Here is a 20323-nt window from a genome sequence, read left to right on the forward strand (position 1 = left end):
GACGGCACCGCACCCAGGCAAGGACCGCACATGTTGATCGATCCCGCACAGGCCACGTTGCTGGTCGTCGATATCCAGGAAAAACTCATCGGCTCCATGAGCGACCCCGACGGCATGCTGGCGCGCACGCGCTGGCTGCTGGCGGCGTGCACCGATCTGGCGCTGCCTGTGGTCATTTCCGAACAGTACCCCAAGGGCCTGGGGCCGACCGTCGCCGTGCTGACGGCCGTGGCGCCCCAGGCCGAGGTGGTGCAGAAGGTGCACTTTTCCTGCGTGGCCGGCGAATGTCTGCCTGCCGCGTTGCTGGCGCGCCAACAGGTCATCGTGTGCGGCATGGAAACCCATGTCTGCGTCCTGCAGACGGTGATGGACCTGCTGGCCCTGGGCAAGACCGTGTTCGTCGTCGAGGACGCCTGCGACAGCCGCCGAGCGGAGAACAAGCAGCTGGGCCTGGCACGCATGCGCCATGCTGGCGCCCAGATCGTCACCCGCGAGATGGTGCTGTTCGAACTGCTCGGCAGCTCGGCGCATCCGGCGTTTCGCCACATCAGCAAGACCTACCTGGTCGGAGAACAGCCCTGAACCGCAGGGCCCTGGGCGGGCTGCTGGTGGCCCTGGCGCTGCTGCAAGGGTGCGCCGGGCGTCAGGACCGTACGCCACCGGCCGACCCGGCCGAGGTACGCCAGACCGTGTTGCGCCTGCTGCCGGCCAGCGTGAAGGATCGTGCGGGCTGGGCGCAGGACATTCAGGTGGCCTTCGCGGCCCAGCGTCTCGAGCCGAGTCAGGACAACCTGTGCGCCGTCCTGGCGGTGGTCGAGCAGGAGTCCACGTTCAACGCCGACCCGCAAGTGCCAGGCCTGGGGCGCATCGCCCGCGCCGAAATCGAGCGTCGCGCCAAGCGGGTGCTGATTCCGGGCGCCCTGGTGAATGCCGCACTGCGCACCCGTTCGAGCAATGGCAAGACCTATGAGGAGCGGTTGCAGGCGGTGCGCAGCGAGAAGCAGCTCAGTGCGCTGTACGACGACGTGATCAGTGGCTTGCCCTTGGGCAACACCCTGCTCGGCGGCCTCAACCCGGTGCACACGGGCGGCCCGATGCAGGTCAGCGTCGATTTCGCCGAACATCATGCCCAGGATTACCCTTACGGCGTGCCAGGCACGATTCGCCAGGAGGTGTTCACCCGGCGCGGTGGCTTGTACTTCGGCATCGCGCACCTGTTGGGCTATCCGGTCGACTATCCGCGTCCGCTGTACCGCTTCGCCGATTTCAATGCCGGCTGGTATGCCAGTCGCAACGCGGCGTTCCAGGCGGCGCTGAGCCAGGTCACCGGGGTCGAGCTGGCACTGGACGGTGACTTGATCGCGCCCGGCTCGCTGTTGCCGGGCACGACCGAAAAGGCAGCGCGCCTGCTGGGGCGCCAGTTGGGGCTACGCAACCCGCAAATCCGCAGCCAGCTGGAAAAGGGCAACGACCAGAGCTTCGAGCAGACGGTGATTCACGAGCGTGTGTTCGCCCTGGCCGACGCCAAGGCCGGCAAGCCCGTGCCCAGGGCGATCCTGCCGGGCATCGAGCTGAAAAGCCCGAAGATCACCCGCAAGCTGACCACCGCCTGGTTCGCCGAACGGGTGGATCAGCGTTACCAGCGGTGCATGGCGCGGTAGACACCATGCGCCATGCCCTTTCGGCCTGCTTGAGCGGCAGGCCCTCCAGGCCTGGTCAGGATTGGACCAGGGCTTTGGCACGCCGCCTCGGTTGATGTCAACGCTGGTTTGTCAGACCGGCACAACCTATCTGTGGGCTGGCCCGCGATGCAGGCGGTGACGGCCCGGGCGCTATCGCGGGCAAGCCCGCTCCCACAGGGTGCTTGAACAGCCATGCCTGCATCGACAGGCTTCCGCAGGGTGCTTGAACAGCCATGCCTGCATCGACAGGCCTCCACAGGGTGCTGGCACAGCCATGCCTGCATCGACAGGCTAAAGAGGTCTGGGTGGGAGCTGGCTTGCCAGCGATAGGGCCCTGTCAAGCGCCGCCTGCATCGCGAGCAAGTCAGCTCCCCTAGGTTGAGCTCCAGGCGCGTATCGGTTTGATGGTTCATCGATTGTATAGCCCTTGACGACGGCGCCTAGAACTCTCGGATGATCAAGACCCGCCCAACATCGCTCGTGTAATCAACCTTCTACCAGCGCCTTCACCACCTGATCCACCGCCCCCTTGAACCCGGCCAGCGTATCCGGCGCATCGCTGTCCACCACCACCAGGCGCGCACCGCCTGCCTCGATGGCGCTCACCAGTGCAGGGGTCGGCTGCCGGTGATGCAGCACCAGTGCCACGTCCTGCGCCTTGAGCTGCTCGGTCAGTGCCTTGAGCGACGTTTCATCCCAGGCGTCGTCGGCCGGCAACGGCTGCTCGACCACGTCCAGGTTCAAGCCACTGGCCAAGTAGCCCAGGCGTTCGGACAGGCTCACCACGCTGAGGTTGTCGACCTCGGCCAGGCGCGTCTGGCTGTTGGCCGTCAGCGTCAGCAGTTCACGCTTGATGCTCGCCAGATTCGCCTGAATCTTCGCTTTGTCAGCGGGCGCCAGGCGCTCGAGGTCATTGGCCAGGACGTCGGCCATGCGCCCGAGATTGGTCGGATGCAGCCAGGGGTAGTGAGCGAAGGCGTTTTCGCCTTGCACGGCGATGCCCGGCAGAGCGCCATCGACCGGGCGGGCCGCGTCGATCTCGACGATGCGGAGGTTGCTGCGTCGGGCCATGGGGTACAGCGGATCGTCGTGCCAGATCGAACGCAGCCCGATCGCCGCGTCTGCCTGTTGGGCGGCCTTGACCAGGCTGGCGCCCCCGCGTCCTTCGAAATACGACGGTTGGCGACTGGCCGGCAGGGTGGCGGGTGCCGCGCGCCTCACCTGCACCGAGGTGTCCACCAGCAGGGCGCTGGCCAGGCTGTGGGTGACGGGCAGGGTGGTCAGCACGCTGACCGCTTCAGGGCCGGGTGCAGAGGAGGCAGCCAGCGCCAGGCCTGGGCAGAGCGACAAGGCCAGAGCCAGGGTCAGAGGCTTGAGATCGAAGGTCATGCCGGGTTTCCTTGCAGGCGAGGGACGAGGGCGCGGGCCAGGGCGGCCAGGGCGAAGCAGACACCGGCCACCAGGATGATCGCGGCGCCCGAGGGCACGGGCAGGTCGACCATGATAGGCAGCAGGATCCCCAGCAGGGTGCTGAGGGTGGCGATCAGTACCGACAGCCAGAAGAACCCTTTGAGCGACTGGCTGACCAGGCGCGCCGCCGCCGCCGGGATCACCAGCAGGGCGCCGACCAGGATCGCGCCGATGACCTTGACCGCCGCCACCGTGACCAAGGTCACCAGCACCACGAACAGGTAGTCCAGACGCTTCACCGCCACACCCCGTACTGCCGCGAGCTGGGGGTTGAAGCTGGCCAGGATGATGCGGTTGTACAGCGGCAGCGCCAGGCCCAGCACCAGCAACGCGACGATGCCCAGCACCAGCAGGTCCTGGCCGCTGACGGTCAGCACCGAGCCAAACAGCACGTTCTCGAGGATGTGCACGTTGATCTTGCCCGCCAGCATCAGCAGCAGACTCGCGCCCAGGGCCAGTGAGACCGACAGGAAGACCCCGATCAGCGTGTCGGGCGACAGGCCGGTGCGGTTGCGCAGGTAATTGAGCAGCAGGCCGAACAGCAGGCAGTAGCCGAACAGGCTGCCATAAGGACCGGTGTACGGCTCGCCCAGCAGGATGCCGATGGCGACACCGGTCAGCGCCGCGTGGCCCACCGCTTCGGAGAAGAACGCGAAGCGCTTGACCACCACCAGTGTCCCGAGCCCGCCCAGCACCGGGCCGATCATCAGGCCGGCGAGCAGGGCATTGACCACGAAGCCGTAGGCCAAGGCCTCGGGCAACCAGCCGGCCTGTGCCCAGTCCTGGACCAGTTGGCGAACGGTATCGAGGCTCATCAGGCGGTGCCCTCGCTGCGGGTGTGGACGGAGAACAGCGTCAGCAGACGCTCGGGGGTCAGGGCCTGGGCCGGCGGCGCGTCGAACAGCACCTGGCGGCTCAGCCCGGTCACCCGGTCGGCCAGGCGCAGGACGGCCTGCAGGTCATGTTCGATCCACAGCACCGTGGTACCCGCCCGACGCCAGCCGTCGAGCAGGCGCTCGAACACCTGGATACCGGCCTCGTCCAACGCCGACATCGGCTCGTCCAGGACCAGCAACTGCGGCGTGGGCACCAGCCCTTGGGCCAGCAGCACGCGCTGGCGCTCGCCACCGGACAGCGCACCCATGCGCCGCGTGCGCTTGTCGAGCATGCCCACCTGCGCCAAGGCGTCGTCGATGGGCGCACGCACCCGCCGGGACAGCCCCAGGAAGGCCGGGCGATGCTGGCACAAAGCGCCCATGAAGTCGTCCACCGTCATCGGCAGGCCCCGGTCGAATTCCAGGGCCTGGGGAACATAGCCGATCACCTGGGCCTCGCCCGGCCACTCCAGGGTCAAGCGCCCGCGATGGGGCATCTGCCCCAGCAGCGTCTTGATCAACGAGCTCTTGCCGCCACCATTGGGGCCGACGATCGCGTGCACGCTGCCCGGTGCGACACTGAAGCGCACCTGGTCCAGGATGCGCGTGCGCCCGAGCGTCAGGTCGATGCCGTCGAAGTCGATGCGCGGGCCGCAGGCGAGACCGGCACGCTCGGCGATAGGGGCGGCGGCGGTCATGTGCGACGCTCTTCGATGGCGCGGACCACGGTGTCCATGTTGCGCTTCATCTCCACCTCGTACTTGTCCGCGGTGTACTCGCCGTAGGAGATGTGGGTCAGCGGGTAGATCCGCACGCCCGACTCGCGCTGGATGGTTTCGACGTAGGCAGAAGGGAAGTCCATCTCCGAGAAGATCACTTTCACGTCCAGCGCCTTGAGCTGGTCGATGGTCTTCTTCAACTGCGCCGGGCTCGGCTCGATGCCGTGGGCCGGCTCGACCACCGCCGTGACTTCCAGCCCGAAGTCACGCACCAGGTAGTCGTAGGCGGCATGGATGGTGGCCACGCGGAAGGTCGCGTCCGGGGCCTGGGACACCTTGGCCAGGGCCTCGGCGCGCAGGGCCCGCAGGCGTTTGGCGTAGGCGCGGGCGTTCTGGGTGTAGTAGCGGGCGTTGTCCGGGTCCAGCTTGCCCAGTTCGCGGGCGATGTTGTTGACCTGGGCGATAGTCGCGCTGATCGACAGGAAGGTGTGCGGGTTGACCACCTTGCCGGCCCCACGCGCGGCGATGCCGGTAGCCGCCAGCAGCGGCACGTTGGCGTTGGCCTCGATGGTCTTGATGTCGGGCGTCTCGCTGGCGGCGATCATGCGGTCGGCGAAGTCATCATGGCCGACGCCGTTGAGCACGATCACGTCGAGGGTGCCGATGCGCTTGATGTCCTCGGCGCGTGGCTCGTAGGCGTGGGGATTGAAGCCGGCCGGAATCAGCGGTACCACCTCGGCCTTGTCGCCGACGATGTTGCTCACGTAGCTGTAGTACGGGTGCAGGGTGATGCCGATGCGCAGCGGCTTGTCGCCGTCGGCCAGGGCCACGGCAGGCAGGGCACAGGCCAGGAACAGGCCGAGCAGGCGGCGAGCGAAGGCGGAGCGGAGCATGGGGAGTCCTTGGGTTCAGTGGCGGTGTTGGCGGGTGACCCCGGCGTCGTAGTGCGTGGTGATCTGGCGCCAGCCCTGGGCGGCGAGGGCCTCTGGCGTCAACGCATCGGGCAGCGGTCCGCCGGGCTCGCGCAGCAGCCAGACCTCGGCCGATGCCTCGGGCGCACCCGGCGGCAGCATCAGCAGGTCGCCCGCGATCTGACGGTCCTGGCTGCGCCCCAGGTAGGCCCCCGAGTCGAGCAGGGTCCAGCGATGCCCACCGCGGGTGGCGCTGCTGGTGTCGGTCACGAACGGCGGCAGGCCTTCGTCGGCCAGCTGCGCGACATCGGGCAATCGACCCTCTTCCTCGTGCAGCAGGCGGATCTCGTCGAAGGCCACGTGCAGGTCGGTGAACAGCCCCTGCTCGGCAGCGCTCAGGTCGCGGCGCGCGTCGATCTGGTGCGCGGCGACGCGGACCTCGTCTTCGCGCTCGCCGCGCAGCGTCACCACCGTACCGGCCACGATCACGATCAGCAGCGCGACCAGCAGCACGTACAGCGATTCATGCCCGGCACCGGCCGGGCGAACGACCTGGGTACGGCTCATGGCTCACCGATGTCGGCGTGATCGACTTCCACCACATGACCAGGCCCGGCGTCGAACAGCACGTAGAACTCACCGTCGGGGCGCTTGAAGGTCAGGCTCGAGTCGTCGCCCAGCTTGCCGCCGACCAGCACCTGCTCGTCGTAGCCGATCACGTCGAGGGTCACCCCCGGCGCGCCGCTGCCGTCGGAAAAGCCGCCGGTGCATTTGATCTGGTCGGCCGCCACCGGTGCGCATTCGCACATCGGGTTGTGCGCCAGGGCGGGTGTCGCGGCCAGCAGCAGAAGCGGCAGGGTGAGGATGCGCAATGGACGGGTCATTTCTTGGCTCCTTGTCGGTTCAACCAGGCCACGGTGGCGGGCGAGGCCTGGGCCAGCGGAATCGAGGCCTGGTGCAGGCTGCCGTCCCAGCCTTCGATGCTGATCCAGAGTTCGGCGTCGGGGCGGGTGCGGGGTGGGATGGGCAATGAGGTGATCATGCGGTATGGCGGGCCGAAGAAGATCGTGCCGGCGGTGCGCAGGCTGCGTGGTTTGCCAATGCGCAGATAGACGGCCTTGGCGCCCTCGATACAGGTCGTGCACAAGGCGGCGTTGAACAGCTTGAAGTGCCCGGCCGGGCCATCGGCCTGGGGCGCTTCGTCACGAAACTCTGCCAGGTCGAGGCGGTAGGGGCCGACCTGGATGTCCTTGACGAGGTGCGCACCCAGACCGCCTTCGCCACGGAACAGCTTGGCATCGGCGAAGTACTTGGGCATGAAGCCCAACGGGATCAGGATCAGCAGGATGTTCAGGTGAAAGCGCCATTTCAGCCAGAACTGGCGCACGGGGCTGTGGTGCACGGCAGTAGCCTGGCTCATGGTTGCGCCTCCACGGCGGTCTCGAGACGCGCGGTGCGCGGGCGTACGCTGCGCTCGTTGCGCTTGAGTGCAGCGGCGGTGGCCTGGGCGGTGCGTTTGGTCCAGATCAGCAGCCCGCTGAGGACCATCAGCGTCAGGACCAGGCCGAAGAAGAACCAGATCAGCTTGATCGGCAGGCCACCGAAGTCGCCGGTGTGCAAGGGGCGCATGGACTCGGTGACGAATTCCAGCGCCGAGCGGTCCTCGAGCAGGAACTGGCTGTCCACGCGGCGGGTGTAGGGGTTGACGTCGGCGCTCTGGAACATCAGCGGATACCAGCCGCGGCCGCCCAGGCTGACATGGCTGTAGGCGGTGGCGGGCAGGGCGACGAAGCTGATGTCCAGGCCCGGGACCTGCGCACTGGCGATGCGTGCCGCCTCGTCCAGGTCGATGCGTGGCGCGGGCGTGCCGTCGACGGTGCGCGGCACGTCCTCGCGGGCGATCACGGGTACTACCGGTTCGCTGGAGATCGTGATGTGGTTGTCGCCAAGGATCGCCTGGATCAGGAACCAGGTACCGGTGATCGAGATGACCGCGATGAACCAGATCGACCAGACGCCGGCCAGGCGGTGCACGTCGCCCCAGAAGATGCGTGAACCTTGGCCGGTGCGCACGGGCTTGAAGAAGCCACGCCAGAACTTCTTGTACACCACCAGGCCGGTGACCAGCGAGGCGAGCATCGGCAGGCCGAGCAGCGAGACCAGGTACCAGCCCCAGCTGTAGCCGTTGGTGAACGGCACCAGCCACCAGCCGTGCAGCGCCCGGGTGAACTGCTCGAAGCTGAAGTCCGGGCTCTTGCCCTGGATCGCGCCGGTGTAGGGGTTCACGTACAGCGTCGGCGCGGTGCCGTCGGGAAAGGTCACGTCGACGTTGAGCGCGAAGTGCGAACCGTCCGGCTGGCGCAGCGAGCGCACGGCCATGTCCGGCTCGGCCTTGTGCAGGGCATCGAGGATCTGCTGATAGCTCAGGCGCTCGGCCTCGTCGTTCGGTTTGCTGGCCCGCACGTCCGGGTTGGCCAGCCAGACGATCTCCTGGCTCACCACCGCCAGCATGCCGGTGAAGCAGACGATCAGCACGAAGAACCAGATGGGCAGCGCGAGCCAGCTGTGGACCAGGAACCAGAGTTTCGAGCGTGATTTTTTGGACATGATGAGCGGGCAACCTGGATGTCGCGGTGTCGATGGAGGATGAGCGCGGCGCAACGCACGCAGGGGAAAAGCGCACCCTGGGCGAAGCTTGGGGATTTAACCCTAAAGACGAACGAGAATCGAAATTCCTCGCAGGTTAAGTGCAAGCAAATGTTTCTGCTGGAAAGGATCGGAGGACAGGTGTGTCTGTCGTGTTCTCTCGGTCCGTGAAGCGTCGCTCGCGGGTGTCATGGGTCCTGGTGCTTTCAACGTCTTTACCTAACACGATGTGGATCCTATCGCTGACCTGGCAGAGCGGTTCGCCTTTTGTGTGTGGGGCTTGCCCGCGATTTGGGCGGTGATGGACCGGGCGCTGTCGCGGGCAAGCCCGCTCCCACAGGGCTACGCTTGCCTGTACCACTGTGGCGTCGGACCGGCCGCGAAGCAGCTCTAAGATCGATCAGCAATCCCCTGTCTCACACCACCGTTCGCAACGCCCTGAGCAACCCCTCCACCTGCGCCTCGTCATTCAGTAACCCTGGCGCCGTGCGCACCACTGGCCCGACGTCTCGGTCCACCGCATCGACCACCACCCGTTGGCGCATCAGCTCCGCCGCCACGCGATCGCAGTCTTGCCCCTTGACCCGGAAGAAACTGAAACCCGAAGACAAGGCCGGGTCCAGGGGGGTCACCAGCTCCACCTGGGGCATCGCCACCAGCCGCTCGCGCAGGTAGCCGTTGAGCTGGTGGATCCGCGCCTGCACCTCGGCCTTGCCCAGTTGCAGGTGCAGGTCGAATGCCTGGTCCAGGGCCCAGCGGTGTTCGAAGCTGTGATAGCCCCCGGGGCTCATGGTGGTGGCGAAGTCCTTGTCGGCGGAGAAGGTCGGCACCAGGGGGGTGAGGTCCTTGACCTGGGACGAGCGCGCGCAGACGATCCCGGTACCGCGCGGGCCGAACAGCCACTTGTGCGTGCCGGCGATGAAGAAGTCGCAGTGCATGTCGGGAAAGTCCAGCGCCTCGACGCCGAAGCCGTGCACGCCGTCGATCACGTAGAGGATCCGGTCCTTCTCGTCACGGTCCCGGTTGCGCTCGGCCACCAGCTGACCGATCTCGCCGATCGGCAGCTTCACGCCACTGCCCGATTGCACCCAGGTCATGCCCAGCACTCGCGTATTGGCGCGCAGGCTCTTGGCGATGTTGCCGAGGATTTCGTCGGTGCTCACTTGGCGCGGGTCGTCGAACAGGCCGATGCGACGTACCTGGGTGCCTTCGCGCGCCACCCGGAAGTCCAGCACGTTCTGCACGCAGTAGTGTTCATGATGGGTGATGAGGATTTCCTGGTCGGAGCGCACATGGATCCCGCCGAACACCATGGCCAGGCCATCGGTGGTGCTGCCGGTCAGCGCGATCTGGGCAGGGTGCGCCTTGAGATAGGCACCGGCGGCGCGGCGCACCTGATCCTCACGCTTCCAGCCCTCCTCCAGGTCCCAGTCCATCAGCAGGCCTGGGTTGCGGTCGAGGTCGGCGCGATGGCGGGCGATGGCGTCGCGCACGGGCCGCGGGTGCGAGGTGATCAGGAAGTTGGCGAAATGCAGGTAGCGCGGGTCCTGTTCGAACAGCGAGCGCAACCAGGTCCATTTGGCCGCGCCCTGGGGAGCGTGCGCCATGGGCGGCTCGCTGGCCAGGCTGGTGAACGGCAGCGAGGCGGCCAGCAGGCCGGCCTGTTTGATGAAGGTTCTGCGATTGGACATGGAAAGTGCGCCGTACGCCTGTCAACGGGTGATCAGGGAGATGGAAGAACGCTGGACCTGCGCCCAGACGCGAAGAAAATTGCCGCCCCAGAGCTGGGCGATGTCGGCTTCGTCGTAGCCACGGCGCAGCAGCTCGGCAGTGACGTTGCGTGCCTGGCCGACCGGCGCGAAGCCGGTCACGCCGCTCCTGGCGTCGGAGCCCGAAGCGAGGCCGACATGCGCGATGCCGACGGTTTTCACGGCATGGTCGATGGTCTCGCCGTAGGCACGCAGGGTGGCCCTGGGCGTGGCTGCCTCCAACGGGCGCGATTCATCGCCGTAGACCGGGATCACCACCACGCCGCCCGTGGCGGCGATCGACCGCAGGTCCTTGTCGCCGGAGCTGCGCTGCAGGTCCGGCACCGTGCGTGAGGCGACCAGTGGGGCACGGCTGAGCCGGGTCACCTGACGCAGAGCCTGGCTCGAGAGCTGCGACACGTCGATGATCACACCCAGGTCATTGAGCCGGGCGACCGCCTGCTCGCCCCGTGGCGACAGGCCGCCCGACCCCCCGACGTTCGCGCACGGCGTCGCCTGTGCGGCGTCGATCTGGGCCGTGTCACCTGCGCAGGCGAAACCGAACAGACGCATGCCGCGTGCCGTCCAGGCGTCGAGCTGATCGAGGTCGGTGCTGAACGAGGCGGCGTCCAGCAGGCCAAGCACCACGGCGAAGCGGCCTTCGCCGTGCAGTCGGCGGACATCCTCGGGGCCGTAGGCGAACGCCAGCTGCTCGGGATGGTCGCGGACCTGGTGGGCGAGGGCGGTGAAACGGGCAAGCTGCCGCGCCTGGGCAGGCTCAGCGAGGCAGGCCTCGGGCGGCTGCGACGCACCGTCGCCCGCCCAGTCAGTCAGGCTGAGTGCCGCGCCCGACAGGTGCCCTTTCTCCAGGGTACGCAGGTCGAATGGGGAAGGGCCCTCATGGCTGGAGGAGGGGGTTGCGCTGCCCAGTGCAGGCGAGACCGTCACCTGGCCATCGAAGGTCAGCAGGCGCGCCTGCAAGGCGTCGGCCTGACGAATGATCGCCCGCGAGTAGCCTGGGTTGTCCGGGATCCAGGTCAGCCAGACGACGGTCGCCGCCAGCACCAGCAGCAAGCCCAGGATCGCGCGTACGCGCCAGCGGGGACGGGAAATGGCCATGCGGGGCGGTCTCGTGGGGCAATAGAGGAGCTGCTCGATGAACGAGCGTGCACGTGGAAAATTTAGGCGTACTCGATCATCGACGGATACGCGCTTGGAACCCCGAACCTACAAGAGCGGGCTTGTGCGCGATGCAGGCGGCGACGGACCGGACGCTATCGCGGGCAAGCCCGCTTCCACAGGTCCGTGGCGGCCGGTCCCGCCACTGCGTGATCGTGGGTATTCGGACTGCATCACTGCAATCAGGGCCTGCCATTTACCCGTCGCATGACGCTTCTGCCAGTTAAATTTTCTTACATCTGCGTCGTCCCCTAGACACATGCGACCTGCCGCCTGATTCCTGGCCGACCGGTCACAAGGTCAACTTCTTTCTCCTTTCGGGGAGACCCCATAGAGGACGCTGGACATGACTCAGGCAACCGAATCGACCGTCGTGCACGATCTGATCGGCATCGGCTTCGGCCCCTCCAACCTGGCGCTGGCCATCGCGCTGGAAGAGCGCGGCCAGGTCCAGGGGCCGTTGGATGCGCTGTTCCTGGACAAGCAGGCCGACTACCGCTGGCATGGCAACACCCTGGTCACCCAGAGCGAGCTGCAGATCTCCTTCCTCAAGGACCTGGTCACCCTGCGCAACCCGACCAGCCCGTACTCGTTCGTCAACTACCTCAAGCACCACGGCCGCCTGGTCGACTTCATCAACCTGGGCACGTTCTACCCCTGCCGGATGGAGTTCAACGACTACCTGCGCTGGGTTGCCGCGCACTTCGAGGCGCACAGCCGCTATGGCGAAGAAGTGCTGAGGGTCGAGCCGGTCCTGCGCGACGACACGGTCGAGGCGCTACGGGTCGTCTCCCGTGACGTCCAGGGCCGACAGATCGCCCGCATCACCCGTACGCTGGTGGTCAGCCCCGGCGGCACGCCGCGCATCCCGGAGGCCTTCGCCGCGCTCAAGGACGACCCGCGCGTCTTCCACCACTCCCATTACCTGGCACGCATGGCCGAGCAGCCCTGCGCCGACGGTCAGCCCATGCGCGTCGCCATCATCGGCGGTGGGCAAAGCGCGGCCGAGGCGTTCATCGACCTCAACGACAGCTACCCGGGCGTGCACGTGGACATGATCATCCGCGGCTCGGCGCTCAAGCCGGCCGATGACAGCCCCTTCGTCAACGAAGTCTTCTCGCCCGAGTTCACCGACCTGGTCTTCCAGCAGCCCGCCGACGAACGCGAACGGCTGGTCAACGAGTACCACAACACCAACTACTCGGTGGTCGACCTGGACCTGATCGAGCGCATCTACGGCATCTTCTACCGGCAGAAGGTTTCCGGTATCGCACGCCATGCGTTCCGTACCCTAACCACGCTGCAGCAGGCCCGCGCCACCGAGCAGGGCGTCGAACTGACCCTGCGCAACAACGCCACCAGCGAGGTGGACGTCGAACGTTACGATGCGGTGGTCCTGGCCACCGGTTACGAGCGGCAGTTGCATCGCCAGCTGCTGGCGCCGCTGGAGGGCTACCTCAAGGGCTTCGAGGTCGATCGCGATTACCGGTTGCGAACCGACGAGCGTTGCCAGGCCGCCATCTACATGCAAGGGTTCAGCCAGGCCAGCCATGGGTTGAGCGATACCTTGCTGTCGATCCTGCCGGTGCGCGCCGACGAGATCGCAGCGTCGGTCTACGAGCAGGAGCGTGCGCGCAGCCATGCCGAGGCGCGGCAGGAGGCACGGCTGGCGGCAGCAGGCTAGGCGAGCGAGGCGAGGGCCCTGACAGAGCCTCGCCGCAGCCTTCGTCCCTGTGCAAGGCTCGCCTGCCGCCGCTGAACATTTGCATCGGGGCCGTCCAGGGCCCCGTTCTCATGGCTGCGCGTGAAAAGCTCGCACGCTTCGCCCGGTGCGATGGGCCCTCAAGGCGCTCGCATCGCCACGGGCGTGGCCAGCCGCTCGACCTGCTCCCAGACCCGCAGAAAGTTGCCCGCCCACAGCTTGGCGATGTCGGTCTCGCTGTAGCCGCGGCTGAGCAGCTCCGCGGTGACGTTGCGAATTTCACTCTCGTCCTTCCAGCCGTCCAGCCCACCGCCGTCGTTGAAGTCGGAGCTGATCCCGACATGGTCGATGCCGACCTTGGCGACGGTGTAGTCGATGGCGTCGACGAACTGGGCGACCGTGGCCTTGGGTTCCTCCTCGAGAATGCCGTACAGCTGGCTGGCGTAGTCGCCGAAGCGCGCTTCGGACCAGCCGGCGATGACCGCATCGCCTGGCATCAAGGCATTGGTCAGGTTGCCCTGCAACGGCGGCAGATCGAACCGTTCGCGCAGGGTGTCGAGCTTGTCCAGCACCGGCGCGCTCAGTGGCTTGAGGTACTGGCCGAAGCCGACCACCTGGATGACGCCGCCGCTGTCCTTGATCAGGCGCATTTCCCGATCGCTGAGGTTACGCGGGATGTCCACCAGGGCGCGTGGCGCCGAATGCGAGGCCACGAAGGGTGCGCGGCTCAGGCGCGCGACGTCCTCCAGGGCCGGGGTCGACATCTGCGACACGTCGATGATCACGCCCAGGTCGTTGAGCCGGGTGACGGCCTGCTCGCCCAACGGAGACAGGCCACCGAAGGCATCGGCGGTGTCGTTGAAGAACGGCAGTGGGCGCGAGGAATCGGCCCAGTCGTTGTTACCGGTGTAGCTGAAGCCGAACATGCGCATGCCACGTTGGGTCCAGCGGTCCAACTGCGACAGGTCATGGCCGAGCGGGTAGGCGTTGAGCAGGCTGATGAACACGGCGAACTTGCCTTCGTCGTGCAAGCGTCGGAAGTCCGCCGGGGTGTAGGCGATACCGACCTGGTGCGGAAAGTCGCGCACCATCCCGGTGATGATCTGGTAGCGCACCTCTTGCTGATGGCGCGCTTCTTCGACGAATCCGGCCGTGGGCCGGTGCGGGGCGTTCGGTCCGTTCCAGATCTCCGGCCAGCCAAAGATGGCCAGCGCTGCACCCGACAGACGCCCCTTGCCGGCCTTGACCAGGTCGAACTGTTCCGGACCGTCCTTGTCCGCCTCCTGCCCGGCGCTGCCGAAGCCCAGCGGCACGGTGACCCGACTGTCGAAAGAAAGCATGTGCCGATGCAGGCGCTCGGCCTGCTCCACGATCTTCACCGGATAGGCCGGCTCGCGGGGCCAGAAGTGGTAGGTGAGCGCGCTGCCCACGGCGACCGCGAGGGCCAGTGGCGCGCCGATGAGCAGGGCGTTGCGAGAACGGGTCGGGGTCATGGCCATCTCGTTGCGGGCGGATGCAGAACGGCCTGCCAGCGCGAGACAGCACGCTGCGCAGGGTTCGGGTCATCAGGGGAACGAGTGGTCTTCGGGTAAATTTATGGGGCAGGGGGCGCGAGCTTTGAGCTTCAAGCTTTGAGCTTCAAGCTTCAAGCTTCAAGCAAACAGCAGGGCGGTGAGAAAGGTGTAGATGAAGGAGATCTCTATCGCGATGCTGTGGCTTGTGGCTTGTGGCTTGTGGCTTGTGGCTTGTGGCTTGTGGCTCAGTCCGCCGCCAACCCATTACGCGCATGACGGTCGGCCTTGTATTGCAGGGCAGAAGCTGGGGCGGGCTTGGCCGTGCCGGTTTCCAGCCACTGGCGCAGGCGGCTGGCGTCGGCGAAGTGTGTGTACTTGCCGAACGCATCGAGGATGACCATGGCGACGGGGCGGTTGTCCATGCGCGTCAACAGCACCAGGCAGTGGCCCGCTTCGTCGGTGAAGCCGGTCTTGGTCAGCGTGATGTCCCAGTTGCTCTTGTTGACCAGGTGATCGGTGTTGCGAAAGCCCAGCGTGTAGTTGGGCTTGCGAAAGGCCACGGTCTTCTCCCGCGTGGTCGACAGCTCGCTGAGCAAGGGGTAGTTGCGCGCGGCCAGCAGCAGCTTGCTGAGGTCGCGGGCCGTGGAGACGTTCTGGGTCGACAGCCCGGTGGGCTCGACATAGCGCGTGTGGCTCATGCCCAGGCTGCGGGCCTTGGCGTTCATGGCCTTGATGAAGGCCGGGTAGCCCCCCGGATAATGGTTGGCCAGGGTATTGGCGGCGCGGTTTTCCGATGACATCAGGGTGATCAGCAAGGTCTCGCGACGGTCCAGCTCGCTGCCCAGGCGCACGCGCGAGTACACCCCCTTCATCTCGGGGTTGTTGGCGATGGTCATGGTCAGCCTATCGTTCATCGGCTGCTTGGCGTCCAGCACCACCATGGCGGTCATCAGCTTGGTCACCGAGGCGATGGGCGCGATCCGGTCGGCATGGCTGGCGTAGAGCTCCTTGCGCGTGTTCAGGTCGATCAGCAGGGCACTGCCCGAGGCCAGGTGCAACGCGCTCGGGTCGCGCTGGGTCGCCGTTGCTGGCTGGGCGGCCAGCGCCGTGCCGGGCAGCAGGGTCGAAGTCGTGAGCAACGCAAGCAGGCTGAGCAAAGGAAGAGCGGTTTTCACATCGAAGCTCACTAGAAAAGAGTCTGTCATTGGCCTGTCAGGGAGGGCCCGCTGACGAAGCGCTGGCATTCTGGAGGATGGCCGAGAGGCTGTCGATTGCCGCGTGAAAGAAGCAGGATAGATGAAGGAAAGTTAATTGAGAGGGTGGGCCGCAGACTTCAAGCTTCAAGCTTCAAGCTTCAAGCTTCAAGCCATAAGCTGAAAGCTACAGGCAACCTGTGGGAGCTGGCTTGCCAGCGATAGCGATGGTGCCGGCACCGCCGTCATCGCTGACAAGCCAGCTCCGACAGGTTCAAGCTGATAGCTTGCAGCTTACCTCCCTCACCAGCGCGGCGGACCGTAATAGACCGGCGGCGGGCCATAATGGCGGTAGTACTGCGGCGGCGGTGGCGGCGGTACACGGGTGTAACGCTCCACCACATAGGGCTGGGGCTGGTAGTACACCGGCGGCGGTGGCGCCTGGATGTACACCGGCGCAGGCTCGTAATAGACCGGTTGTCGCTCGATGTACACCGGTTGTCGCTCGACGTACGCCGGCCGATCATGCCCTCCTGAGACCACGGCGCCGACCACGGCACCCACCACGGCAGCGCCCAGCACCGGGCCCGCGCCGCGCCAGCCGCCGCCATGGGCGGCCGCCGGACCGCTGAAGGCCAGGATGCCGGTCAACAGGACCACGCCGGGAAGAAGACGGTTCATTGCTGCTATCCTCGCTAAACCCCACGTTCGGGGACTGTCTATTTGACCGTCAAACCGCTTGCCGGAACACGCGTGATCGGTAAAGGTTGTGTAAGGCCCGACCAGCGGCCGATGTTACCTACCCGTCACTCGAAGGAGCTTCCATGACCGCCGTCCCCCCTAGCCGAGACACCGTATTGTGCATATCGCTGGCCGGACGGCCCGGCACTTTCGGGGTGCGCTTTCACAATCACCTGTACCAGCAGCTCGGCCTGGATTACTACTACAAGGCCATGAGCACCGACGATCTGCCCGCAGCCGTGGCGGGCATCCGGGCCTTGGGCATTCGCGGGTGCGGCGTGTCGATGCCTTACAAAGAGGCCTGCCTGGCCCTGGTGGACGAGGTGGATCCTTCGGCAGCCGCCATCGAGTCGGTCAATACGCTGGTCAACACCGACGGGTATCTCAAGGCCTTCAACACCGATTACCTGGCCATTCGCCAACTGCTCGACCTGCATCAGGTCGATCCCGCTACTGCCTTCGCCTTGCGCGGCAGCGGCGGCATGGCCAAGGCCGTCGCCTGTGCCTTGCGGGATGCAGGCTTCACCGAGGGCATGATCGTCGCGCGCAACGAACAGGCCGGCCGTCACCTGGCCGACCTGTGCGGTTATCGCTGGCAGCATGAATTGGGCGACCTGTGTCCGCCCATGCTGGTGAACGTCACGCCGATCGGCATGAGCGGCGGCCCCGAAGCCGAAAGACTGCCATTCCCCGAACACGCCGTCGATGCGGCCGAACGGGTGATCGATGTGGTCGCGCTGCCCGCGCAGACGCCGTTCATCCGGCGTGCGCAGGCCGCCGGCAAACCGGTCATCACCGGGCTCGACGTGATCGCCTTGCAGGCGCTGGAGCAATTCGTGCTCTACACCGGCATTCGCCCGACCGACGATCAGGTGGCCGCCGCCGTGGCCTATGCGCGACAGGCCTGACCTAGCAGAAGTGGTCAGCGTCAGTGAGGGCGGTCGAGCCTCTGGTCCACCAACCAGCGGCCGTGGGCCAGGGAGGCGTGTTGCGCATTGTCCAGGTCGGCCATGAAATGACCGCTGTAGGGCAAGGGCATACGTCGGCTGGTATGGCCGTCCGGATCGGTGATGGCGCAGCCGCCTGCGTACGGGGTGATGAGCCCAGGGTGAGTCTCGACGCGTGCGGTGATCAGATGGTCGCGGTAGTGGCAACGTAGAGTGTGCATCGTCCTTACCTCGTGAAAGATGGTCGGGAAGTGCGGTCTCCTCGATATACCACGCGAACGGGGCCAGGGAAGCCTGGCCCGACGAACGTGCTTACAGTGCGGTAGGCTGGATGATTTCGACCCAGTAGCCATCCGGGTCCTTGATGAAGGCGATGCTCTTCATGCGGCCATCGGTCAGGCGCTTCTGGAAAGGCACCTCGAGTGCTTCGAAACGCTCGCATGCAGCCTTGATGTCCGGCACGGAGACGCAGATGTGGCCGAAACCACGCGGATCGCTGTTGCCGTCGTGGTACACGGCGCTTTCTTCATTCTCGGTACCGTGGTTGTGGGTCAGTTCCAGTACGCCCGGAATCGACTTCATCCACTCGGTGCGCTTGGCATCGTCTTGCGGAATGTCAGAGGCGTTTGCCAGTACCAGGAAGTACAGGCTGAACTGCGCTTCGGCAAAATCACGCTTCTCGACCAGGGTGAACCCCAGCACGCGCGTGTAGAAGTCCAGCGAACGGGTGATGTCCTTGACCCGCAACATGGTGTGGTTGAAGACGAACTTCGCAGTGGCGGCATCCGGTTGCGCGGTGACACCAGGCAGGGTGGCGAGGGTTTGCAGGCTCATGGAGGCTCCAGGGCTAGGCCGGACGACGTGTCCGGCAGTCAGACGAGCGTTCATGATACGGCAGTGAATCGATTGCGCAAATGAAAGCGCCCTGCTCGAGAGGAGCAGGGCGCCGGAAGAGAGGCCCGCGTGTGCGGGCGCGTGATGGGGTCGCTAATCCGTTAGCTGGCTCAATGATGAAAGAGGCGCTGTGAAAAAAGTGTGAAGCCTGCGTCGATGAATCATGAGCGAACCCAGCTTTCTACGGTGTCGGCACCATATTCCTGTTTCCAGGCTTTCAGGCCTCGGTGGTTGCCCCCTTTGGTCTCGATCAACTCACCGGAATGCGGGTTTTCGTAGACCTTGACCTGACGGGCGCGGCGTGTGGCTTTCTTGGGCGCGCTGCCGGACCGAGTCGACGCCTGCTCGCGCTGGTGCGGGTCGAGGATGTCGACGATGTCGTTCAGGCCTTTCTTGTAGGCCTTCATCAGGTCCAGCAGTTTTTCTTCGAACTCGATTTCGCGTTTGAGGCTGCTGTCTTGTTTCATCGATTCAAGTTGCGCAATTTGCGCCTGCAGGGCTTTTTCGGCAGCACGGAACTCGACAAGTCTGGACACGAGGGATACTCCTGGGCGTCGATCAATAAGATGAAGTACGAAGACAGTGAAGGCACGCTACTTCAAACGCGTGGACAACATCGAGTGTAGTAGCGCCAATACGCCAGGTAAACTAAAACATGCTGTGTGTCTGAAAGGAACTTTCATACGTGCGCTGTGTAATGCACTAGCCTGCACACTTGTCGGGGCGGGCGAGTGCTTCTCCCTCTTTGAGGAAAACGCCTTCATGAAACATCTATTGCTCATCGGCATGGGACCTGGCGACCCACGACAGATCACCTTTGAAGCGGTCGATGCGATGCGTCGTGCCTCGGTATTCTTCGTGCACGACAAAGGGCCGCGGACCGCAGAGCTGCTTCAGGTTCGCCACGAGATGCTGCGTCGCTACCTGGAGCCCGATCGGTACCGCGTGGTCGAGCTTCAGGATCCGCAACGCGAAACGCCTGTGGACGATTACCCCGGCGCGGTACGCGAATGGCACCGCCAGCGCGCCGTCCTGTATGCGAAGGCGCTCGAGGACGAACTGATGACGGAGTCGGTCGGCGCATTCCTGGTGTGGGGTGATCCAGGGCTGTACGACAGCACGCTGCGCGTGCTCGAGGCGGTTGCCCGCCACTGCGGGACGTACACGTTGGAGATCATCCCCGGCATCAGCAGCGTCCAGGCCCTGGCGGCGCGCCACCGGGTACCCTTGACCCGTCTGGGCCGACCGTTGACGATTCTGCCTGGCCGACAGCTGGCGCGGTACCCATCGGATGACGACCGGGTGGTGATGCTCGATGGGCAGTGCGCCTTCGCCGAACTCGACGAGCCTGGCCTGCTCATCTACTGGGGGGCTTACCTGGGCAGCGCAGACGAGGTACTCATTGCCGGCCCGTTGTTCGAGGTCCGCGAGCGTATTCTCGACGTCCGCAAGCGCCTGCGGGAACAGAAAGGCTGGATCATGGACATCTACCTGCTCAGGCGGATCTGAGCAGGGCCATCCGTCAGGCGCGCTACGTCAGGCCAGGATACTCTGCACCTTGTCGCGCAAGGCGTCGATGCTATAGGGCTTGCCGATCGAGTGCATGCCCTCGGGCACCTCGAGGCTGTCGGCATAGCCGCTGGCAAACAGGATGGGCAGATCAGGGCGTTCGTCACGTACCCGGCGGGCCAGGTCGGTACCGTTCATGTCGGGCAGGCCGACATCGGTCATCATCAAGTCGACCACCGTCCCAGGATCGCTGAGGATCTTCAGCGCCGTGGCGGCATCCTCGGCTTCGAGGACGGAATAGGCCAGTTCGTCGAGCACTTCGACCGTCAGCATGCGGACGATATCGTCGTCTTCGACGACGAGCAGGGTGGGCATCATTAGGATCCTGTGCGCAAATAATCTATATTCTGTGCCCCGCGACGAGGCAGAAGTTCCGTCAGCATAACGTTGCCGTCGCAGCGAGGGAACGTTTGTCGCACGTGGGTTTCTGATTCCGGTCGAGGGCAGCCCGATGGCACGCGTCTGGCCGGGCGGTCGGGCAGGTGTCGACGCCAGCGTTAGAGGGCGTCAGGCGCACGCAGTTCGATCATGCT

At 65.6% G+C, this 20323-nt stretch carries 22 protein-coding genes; 5 read left to right on the forward strand and 17 right to left on the reverse strand.

Going from position 1 to position 20323, the window contains the following annotated elements; translation table 11 throughout:
- Nucleotides 1–30: 30 nt before the first annotated feature.
- Nucleotides 31–582 (forward strand): hydrolase, encoded by a 552-nt coding sequence (locus G7007_RS08570; protein WP_181100742.1) that lies wholly within the window; start codon nucleotides 31–33, stop codon nucleotides 580–582.
- 20 nt (nucleotides 583–602) lie between these two features.
- Nucleotides 603–1661, forward strand: coding sequence for a DUF1615 domain-containing protein (locus G7007_RS08575; protein WP_258198520.1), 1059 nt, complete (start codon nucleotides 603–605; stop codon nucleotides 1659–1661).
- A gap of 507 nt (nucleotides 1662–2168) precedes the next feature.
- Here G7007_RS08575 and G7007_RS08580 read toward each other — a convergent pair.
- The 10 genes from G7007_RS08580 to G7007_RS08625 all read right to left on the reverse strand — a co-directional run bounded on the left by G7007_RS08580 (nucleotide 2169) and on the right by G7007_RS08625 (nucleotide 11170).
- Nucleotides 2169–3071: a metal ABC transporter substrate-binding protein gene (locus tag G7007_RS08580; RefSeq protein WP_181100748.1), complete on the reverse strand. Its 903-nt coding sequence runs from the start codon at nucleotides 3069–3071 to the stop codon at nucleotides 2169–2171.
- Nucleotides 3068–3967, reverse strand: a complete 900-nt coding sequence (locus tag G7007_RS08585; RefSeq protein ID WP_181100752.1) for a metal ABC transporter permease — start codon at nucleotides 3965–3967, stop codon at nucleotides 3068–3070. The genes G7007_RS08580 and G7007_RS08585 overlap by 4 nt, the downstream gene beginning before the upstream one ends.
- The gene (locus G7007_RS08590; protein ID WP_181100753.1) at nucleotides 3967–4725 is read right to left on the reverse strand and encodes a metal ABC transporter ATP-binding protein; all 759 of its coding nucleotides are present in this window, start codon (nucleotides 4723–4725) and stop codon (nucleotides 3967–3969) included. The genes G7007_RS08585 and G7007_RS08590 overlap by 1 nt, the downstream gene beginning before the upstream one ends.
- A complete protein-coding gene (locus G7007_RS08595) occupies nucleotides 4722–5639 on the reverse strand; it encodes a metal ABC transporter substrate-binding protein (RefSeq protein WP_181100756.1) in 918 nt (305 codons plus the stop codon). Before G7007_RS08595 ends, G7007_RS08590 begins: the two co-directional genes overlap by 4 nt.
- Before the next feature lie 15 nt (nucleotides 5640–5654).
- Nucleotides 5655–6224, reverse strand: coding sequence for a DUF6162 family protein (locus G7007_RS08600; protein WP_181100759.1), 570 nt, complete (start codon nucleotides 6222–6224; stop codon nucleotides 5655–5657).
- On the reverse strand, nucleotides 6221–6541 hold the full coding sequence (locus G7007_RS08605) for a hypothetical protein (protein WP_181100761.1): 321 nt from the start codon (nucleotides 6539–6541) through the stop codon (nucleotides 6221–6223). The genes G7007_RS08600 and G7007_RS08605 overlap by 4 nt, the downstream gene beginning before the upstream one ends.
- Nucleotides 6538–7077, reverse strand: coding sequence for a thiamine pyrophosphate-binding protein (locus G7007_RS08610; protein WP_181100763.1), 540 nt, complete (start codon nucleotides 7075–7077; stop codon nucleotides 6538–6540). Before G7007_RS08610 ends, G7007_RS08605 begins: the two co-directional genes overlap by 4 nt.
- Complete coding sequence (locus tag G7007_RS08615; protein WP_181100766.1) at nucleotides 7074–8264, reverse strand: PepSY-associated TM helix domain-containing protein; 1191 nt, start codon at nucleotides 8262–8264, stop codon at nucleotides 7074–7076. Before G7007_RS08615 ends, G7007_RS08610 begins: the two co-directional genes overlap by 4 nt.
- Before the next feature lie 455 nt (nucleotides 8265–8719).
- Nucleotides 8720–9994, reverse strand: coding sequence for a pyoverdine-tailoring periplasmic protein PvdN (gene pvdN / locus G7007_RS08620; protein WP_181100769.1), 1275 nt, complete (start codon nucleotides 9992–9994; stop codon nucleotides 8720–8722).
- 21 nt (nucleotides 9995–10015) lie between these two features.
- Nucleotides 10016–11170, reverse strand: coding sequence for a membrane dipeptidase (locus G7007_RS08625; protein ID WP_219859004.1), 1155 nt, complete (start codon nucleotides 11168–11170; stop codon nucleotides 10016–10018).
- Nucleotides 11171–11576: 406 nt separating this feature from the next.
- Here G7007_RS08625 and G7007_RS08630 point away from each other — a divergent pair, with 406 nt between their 5' ends.
- Entirely contained in the window at nucleotides 11577–12914 is a 1338-nt protein-coding gene (locus G7007_RS08630) for a lysine N(6)-hydroxylase/L-ornithine N(5)-oxygenase family protein (RefSeq protein ID WP_181100772.1), read from the forward strand.
- 158 nt (nucleotides 12915–13072) lie between these two features.
- Here G7007_RS08630 and pvdM read toward each other — a convergent pair whose 3' ends face one another.
- From pvdM to G7007_RS08645, 3 genes are all read right to left on the reverse strand, one after another.
- A complete protein-coding gene (pvdM, locus tag G7007_RS08635; RefSeq protein WP_181100774.1) occupies nucleotides 13073–14425 on the reverse strand; it encodes a pyoverdine-tailoring dipeptidase-like protein PvdM in 1353 nt (450 codons plus the stop codon).
- 266 nt (nucleotides 14426–14691) lie between these two features.
- Complete coding sequence (pbpG, locus tag G7007_RS08640) at nucleotides 14692–15621, reverse strand: D-alanyl-D-alanine endopeptidase (protein WP_181100776.1); 930 nt, start codon at nucleotides 15619–15621, stop codon at nucleotides 14692–14694.
- A 321-nt stretch (nucleotides 15622–15942) separates the two neighbouring features.
- Nucleotides 15943–16320, reverse strand: coding sequence for a hypothetical protein (locus G7007_RS08645; RefSeq protein WP_181100779.1), 378 nt, complete (start codon nucleotides 16318–16320; stop codon nucleotides 15943–15945).
- A 143-nt stretch (nucleotides 16321–16463) separates the two neighbouring features.
- Here G7007_RS08645 and G7007_RS08650 point away from each other — a divergent pair, with 143 nt between their 5' ends.
- Nucleotides 16464–17288, forward strand: a complete 825-nt coding sequence (locus G7007_RS08650) for a shikimate 5-dehydrogenase (RefSeq protein ID WP_181100793.1) — start codon at nucleotides 16464–16466, stop codon at nucleotides 17286–17288.
- A 20-nt stretch (nucleotides 17289–17308) separates the two neighbouring features.
- Here the strand turns inward: G7007_RS08650 and G7007_RS08655 are convergent, their stop codons facing one another.
- From G7007_RS08655 to G7007_RS08665, 3 genes are all read right to left on the reverse strand, one after another.
- Complete coding sequence (locus G7007_RS08655; RefSeq protein WP_181100795.1) at nucleotides 17309–17548, reverse strand: hypothetical protein; 240 nt, start codon at nucleotides 17546–17548, stop codon at nucleotides 17309–17311.
- Nucleotides 17549–17639: 91 nt separating this feature from the next.
- A complete protein-coding gene (gene gloA / locus G7007_RS08660; RefSeq protein WP_181100797.1) occupies nucleotides 17640–18161 on the reverse strand; it encodes a lactoylglutathione lyase in 522 nt (173 codons plus the stop codon).
- Nucleotides 18162–18382: 221 nt separating this feature from the next.
- Entirely contained in the window at nucleotides 18383–18757 is a 375-nt protein-coding gene (locus G7007_RS08665) for a histone-like nucleoid-structuring protein, MvaT/MvaU family (RefSeq protein ID WP_181100800.1), read from the reverse strand.
- 226 nt (nucleotides 18758–18983) lie between these two features.
- Here G7007_RS08665 and cobF point away from each other — a divergent pair, with 226 nt between their 5' ends.
- Nucleotides 18984–19730, forward strand: a complete 747-nt coding sequence (gene cobF / locus G7007_RS08670; RefSeq protein WP_181100802.1) for a precorrin-6A synthase (deacetylating) — start codon at nucleotides 18984–18986, stop codon at nucleotides 19728–19730.
- 27 nt (nucleotides 19731–19757) lie between these two features.
- Here cobF and G7007_RS08675 read toward each other — a convergent pair whose 3' ends face one another.
- A complete protein-coding gene (locus tag G7007_RS08675; RefSeq protein WP_181100805.1) occupies nucleotides 19758–20105 on the reverse strand; it encodes a response regulator in 348 nt (115 codons plus the stop codon).
- Nucleotides 20106–20323 lie beyond the last annotated feature (218 nt).

It is taken from the genome of Pseudomonas entomophila (assembly GCF_013523125.1).
Taxonomy (GTDB): Bacteria; Pseudomonadota; Gammaproteobacteria; order Pseudomonadales; family Pseudomonadaceae; genus Aquipseudomonas; species Aquipseudomonas entomophila_B.

Bases quoted from the DNA above. Each gene is read 5' to 3' on its own strand.
- G7007_RS08590 (WP_181100753.1), bottom strand. From the start codon at position 4,725: ATGACCGCCGCCGCCCCTATCGCCGAGCGTGCCGGTCTCGCCTGCGGC.
- G7007_RS08570 (WP_181100742.1), top strand. From the start codon at position 31: ATGTTGATCGATCCCGCACAGGCCACGTTGCTGGTCGTCGATATCCAG.
- G7007_RS08600 (WP_181100759.1), bottom strand. From the start codon at position 6,224: ATGAGCCGTACCCAGGTCGTTCGCCCGGCCGGTGCCGGGCATGAATCG.
- pvdM (WP_181100774.1), bottom strand. From the start codon at position 14,425: ATGACCCCGACCCGTTCTCGCAACGCCCTGCTCATCGGCGCGCCACTG.
- G7007_RS08610 (WP_181100763.1), bottom strand. From the start codon at position 7,077: ATGAGCCAGGCTACTGCCGTGCACCACAGCCCCGTGCGCCAGTTCTGG.
- G7007_RS08580 (WP_181100748.1), bottom strand. From the start codon at position 3,071: ATGACCTTCGATCTCAAGCCTCTGACCCTGGCTCTGGCCTTGTCGCTC.
- G7007_RS08595 (WP_181100756.1), bottom strand. From the start codon at position 5,639: ATGCTCCGCTCCGCCTTCGCTCGCCGCCTGCTCGGCCTGTTCCTGGCC.
- G7007_RS08675 (WP_181100805.1), bottom strand. From the start codon at position 20,105: ATGCCCACCCTGCTCGTCGTCGAAGACGACGATATCGTCCGCATGCTG.
- G7007_RS08625 (WP_219859004.1), bottom strand. From the start codon at position 11,170: ATGGCCATTTCCCGTCCCCGCTGGCGCGTACGCGCGATCCTGGGCTTG.
- G7007_RS08615 (WP_181100766.1), bottom strand. From the start codon at position 8,264: ATGTCCAAAAAATCACGCTCGAAACTCTGGTTCCTGGTCCACAGCTGG.
- G7007_RS08655 (WP_181100795.1), bottom strand. From the start codon at position 17,548: ATGCACACTCTACGTTGCCACTACCGCGACCATCTGATCACCGCACGC.
- G7007_RS08645 (WP_181100779.1), bottom strand. From the start codon at position 16,320: ATGAACCGTCTTCTTCCCGGCGTGGTCCTGTTGACCGGCATCCTGGCC.
- gloA (WP_181100797.1), bottom strand. From the start codon at position 18,161: ATGAGCCTGCAAACCCTCGCCACCCTGCCTGGTGTCACCGCGCAACCG.
- G7007_RS08605 (WP_181100761.1), bottom strand. From the start codon at position 6,541: ATGACCCGTCCATTGCGCATCCTCACCCTGCCGCTTCTGCTGCTGGCC.
- cobF (WP_181100802.1), top strand. From the start codon at position 18,984: ATGAAACATCTATTGCTCATCGGCATGGGACCTGGCGACCCACGACAG.
- G7007_RS08650 (WP_181100793.1), top strand. From the start codon at position 16,464: ATGACCGCCGTCCCCCCTAGCCGAGACACCGTATTGTGCATATCGCTG.
- G7007_RS08630 (WP_181100772.1), top strand. From the start codon at position 11,577: ATGACTCAGGCAACCGAATCGACCGTCGTGCACGATCTGATCGGCATC.
- pvdN (WP_181100769.1), bottom strand. From the start codon at position 9,994: ATGTCCAATCGCAGAACCTTCATCAAACAGGCCGGCCTGCTGGCCGCC.
- G7007_RS08585 (WP_181100752.1), bottom strand. From the start codon at position 3,967: ATGAGCCTCGATACCGTTCGCCAACTGGTCCAGGACTGGGCACAGGCC.